The organism is Candidatus Accumulibacter cognatus, from assembly GCF_000584975.1.
Classification (GTDB): Bacteria; Pseudomonadota; Gammaproteobacteria; order Burkholderiales; family Rhodocyclaceae; genus Accumulibacter; species Accumulibacter cognatus.
In genome coordinates, this window is the sequence record NZ_JDST02000124.1 from 1 (window position 1) to 4,397 (window position 4,397).

General features: G+C 70.9%; 2 protein-coding genes. Both read left to right on the plus strand.

All coding sequences use genetic code 11. The features are described from left to right. Positions 1-71: 71 nt before the first annotated feature. A complete protein-coding gene (locus AW06_RS18740) occupies positions 72-3,755 on the plus strand; it encodes a CHAT domain-containing protein (protein WP_273704895.1) in 3,684 nt (1,227 codons plus the stop codon). Between the two features lie 174 nt (positions 3,756-3,929). Further along, entirely contained in the window at positions 3,930-4,382 is a 453-nt protein-coding gene (locus AW06_RS18745; RefSeq protein WP_034953420.1) for a CopD family protein, read from the plus strand. Positions 4,383-4,397 lie beyond the last annotated feature (15 nt).

Here is a 4,397-nt window from a genome sequence, read left to right on the forward strand (position 1 = left end):
AGCGCGCGCAGCGAATCGAAGCGCAACTCGCCGCCTGGGGACGGTCACTCTACGACGCCGCCCTGCCAACGTTGCCGACCGCCGAAGTGCTCAAGTCCTGGGCCGCGCTCGGTGGCTCGGGCGGCACGGGCGGCTTGGGCAGTGCCGGCAAGGGGCGCCTCGCGCGCCGCTTCTCGGTCGAAGTCGACACCGCCGTCGACCCGGGGACGCCCTCCGAGCAGACGCTGCTGGCGCGCGAAGCCGGCACGCTGCTGCTCGGCATGCCCTGGGAACTGCTGCACGACGGGCAGAGCTTCCTCTTCCAGGGCGCCGAGCCGATTCGCGTCCGCCGCCGGCTGCCGAACGAACACCCGGCGCCGGTCGCCATTCTCGCCACGCCGATCCGCGTCCTGCTCGCCAGCCCGCGGCCGGAAGACGAGGCCTGCGGCTACCTCGACCACCGCGCCAGCGCCGAGCCGCTGGTCGAGGCGATGGAAGCGCTCGCCGGGCAGGTCGAACTGCGCCTGCTTGCCCCACCGACGCTGCCCGCGCTGCGCGACGAACTCGAGCGCGCAGCGCGCGCCGGCGAACCCTACCACGTGCTGCACTTCGACGGCCACGGCGTCTACGACCGCCACGCCGGCCTCGGCGCGCTCTGCTTCGAAGACCCGGAAGACCTGCGCCCGCGCGGCCGGCGCCGGCACGCCAACGTCCCCTCGCCCGAACTCGGCGCGCTCCTGCGCGAGTACGGCATTGCGCTCGTCTTCCTCGAAGCGTGCCAGAGCGCGCAAGCCGAAAGCGCCAACGAATCGGTCGCCAGCGCCCTGCTCAAGACCGGCGTCGGCTCGGTGGTGGCGATGAGCCACAGCGTGCTCGTCGAAACTTCCCGGCGTTTCGTCGAAGCGTTCTACCGCGCGCTCAGCCGTGGCGAACGCGTAGGCTCGGCGATGCTCGCCGGCCAGCGCGAACTGAAAGACAAGCCGGCACGCGGGCGCGTCTTCGGCGTCGGCGAATTCCATCTGCACGACTGGTTCGTGCCGGTGCTCTACCAGGACCGCGACGACCCGCAACTCTTCCGCCGCACACCCAGCCGGCAGACGCTCGCAGACTGGCGCACGCGCCTCGCGAAACGCCTCGGCGAGCTGCCCGAACCACCGGCGCACGGCTTCGTCGGGCGTAGCCGCGAGCTGCTTGAACTCGAACGCCTGCTCGCCAGCGAACGCTACGCGGTCGTGCGCGGCCAGGGCGGCGAAGGCAAGACCGCGCTGGCGAGCGAATTCGCCCGCTGGCGCGTGCGCTCGCGGCAAGTGCAGCGCGCCGCCTTCGTCTCGCTCGAAACGCACGGCGATGCCGCCGCCGTGCTCGACGAACTCGGCCGCCAGTTGCTCGGGAAAGGCTTCAGCGTCGCCACGCAGCCTAGCCTGGAAGCGGCGGTGATGGCGGTCGAACGCGAACTGCGCGAGCAGACGACGCTGCTCGTGCTCGACAACCTCGAAAGCGTGCTCGCGCCGCCGTTCGCGTTTACCGTTGACGGCGGCCACACGCCGGGCGACAGCGCGCTTGCCGCCGACGAACGCGAGCGCGCCGGCGAGATCCTGCAACTCGCCGCCCGCCTGCTGGCCTGCAGCGAGACGCGGCTGATCTTCACCAGCCGCGAAGCGCTGCCGGCACCGTTTGCCGGCGAGCGGCAGCGGCTCGAACTCGACCGCCTCAGCCGCTTCGACGCGGTGCAGCTCGTCGAACGCGCGCTCGGCCTCGACGCCGCTGGCATGGGCCACGCCGCAGAAGCGCAGCGCGGCAAGATCGAATCGCTGGTCGACGCGGTGCATGGCCATGCGCGCACGCTGGCGCTGCTTGCACCGGCGCTGCGCGAACGCGGGCCGGCAGCGACGCAGGCCGAACTGGTGGCGCTGATCGCCGACATGGAGTGGCGCTTCCCCGGCCAACGCGAGCACTCGCTACTCGCCAGCGTCGAACTCTCGCTGCGCCGCCTGCCGCCCGAGCTACGCCAACGCGCGTCGGTGCTCGGCGTCTTCCACGGCGCGGTCGATCTCAATCTGCTCCGCCACATGACCGGCTGGCCGGCGGACGAGGTGCAGGAGCTCGGCGAAGCGCTGGTCGCCACCGGGCTGGCGAGCAGCGAGCCGTACCATCACCTGCGCCTTAACCCGGCGCTCTGCCCCTACCTTGCCGCACAACTCGAGCCGGCGGCGCGCGCCGTGCTGAGTGAGCAGTGGTGCGAGGCGATGCGGCAGTATGCCGGGTTCCTGGAGCGCAAGGCTGCGCGGAACAGCACGCTGGCCGCCGCGCTGACGCGGATGGAGCTGCCGAACCTGATGGGGTTGCTCGAGTGCGTCGAGCACGCTGGCGATCCCGCAGCGACGATCGCCCTGACGACGATGCTGCACGGGCTGCTGCAATTCCTGAACCGGCCGCGACTGCTGGCGCGCGTCGCGCAGGCGCGCGATTCGGCAAGCCGCACGCTCGGCGAAGCGGCGTGGGGGCACGCGCCGTTCGAGGCCGAACGCACGCGTATCGAGCAAATCCTCGCCGCCGGCCGCGTCGACGCAGCGCTGGCGGCGGCGCAGCAGTTGCACGCACGCGCACTGGCGGCCGGCGAGGCGGCGTATGCCGGTGCCGACTACGACCTGGCGGGGGCGTGCTGGCTCCTCGGGCGCGTGCTGCAGAAGGCCGTGCGCGCCGGCGCCGCGTTGCCGCCGCTTGAAGAAGCGCGGCGGCGCTTCGAGGACGTCGAAGCGCGCGAGCCCGGCTGCGGCGCGGCGGACATGGCGGTGGTCTGCATCTCCGAGCGGGCCAACTGCCTTCGCGACCTTGGCCGCCTCGACGAAGCCGCGCGGGTTTACGGACAGGCGATTTCGCTTGCCGAGCAACGGCACAATGAACGCTCGGTTGCCGTCAGCAAAAGCCGACTCGGCACCGTCCGGCTTCAACAGCGCCGCTTCCCGGAAGCACTCGCCGCGTGGCGCGACGCGCGCGAGCGCTTCGAAGCACTCGGCGAAGCTGTGACGGTGGCCGTCGCCTGGCACCAGATCGGGATGGTCCACCAGCACGCCGGCCACGGCAACGACGCCGAAGACGCGTACCGCCAGTCGCTGGCGATCAGGGTGCAGTGCAACGACGTTGCCGGGCAGGCAGCCACCCTGCTCCAGTTGGGCAATCTCTACGACGACATTCTCGGCCGCCCCGAAGACGCCGTCACGCACTACCGGCAGGCGGCCGAGCGCCGCGTCGCGCTGCGCGACGTGGCCAACGAAGGCCACGCGCGAAATAACCTTGCGAACACGCTGCGCTGTCTCGGCCGCATCCAGGAAGCGCGCCGCGAGATTGAACGCGCTATCGAGTGCAAACGCGGCCTCGACTACGCTGCCGAGCCGTGGACAAGCTGGGCCATCCTCGCCGAGATCGAGAACGCCGACGGTCGCGCGAGCGAAGCGCATCAGGCGGGCCGGCAGGCGCGTGAGGCCTTCCTCGCCTATCGCCGCAACGGCGGCGAGAACCACATCGGCGGCGCGCCCCTGGCGGCCGAAATCAACCGCCTGTTGCTCGCCGGCGACCGCGGCAGCGCCGGCGCGGGGCTCGCGCAACTGGCCGGCGTCGCCAACCCACCCGCCTGGTTGCCGCCGTTCGTCACCGCGCTGCAAGCCGTCGTTGCCGGCGAGCGACGCGCATCGCTCGCCGACACGCCCGGACTCGCCTACCACAACGCCGCAGAAATCCTGCTGCTGCTCGACCGCCTGGCGGCCGCCAGCCGCTGAGCCCGTGCCGGGGCCAGCGCCACTCCCCAACCGTCGACCGACCGGTCTTTCTCGTTCGCTCGCTCGACCCCGATCCATGTTAGGCTCCGCGGCTCTTCCTCTCTCTCGCCGGCGCGCAACGCGGCTTCCGGCAGGAGAGAGGCCGCCCGCAGGTTCCGATACCGAGTCGACGACATGCTCCGATCCGTCCTGATCCTTGTGCATCTTTCCGGCGTCATCGCCTGGGTGGGCGGAATGTTTTTCGCCTACTTCTGCCTTCGTCCCGCCGCCGCCCAGCTTCTCGACCCGCCACAACGTTTGCCCCTCTGGGCCGCCACGCTCAAGCGCTTTTTCCGGGTCGCGGCCTTTGCGGTGACCCTGGTCCTGGTCAGCGGCTTGACGATGCTCGCCCAGACAGGCTTCCAGTCGGCACCGCTGGGCTGGCACCTCATGGCCGGTCTGGGTCTGACGATGGCCGGTGTTTTCGCCGTCGCCTACGGCATCGTTTATCCCGGATTGCGATCGCATTGCGAGGCGGCCGCCTGGCCAATGGCGGCGGCAAGCCTCAATTCCATACGCCAGCTGGTGGGCGTCAATCTGCTGCTCGCGCTGTGCACGCTGGCCATCGCCGTCTTTTCCCGATCCTAGCAGCCTGTCGGCCTT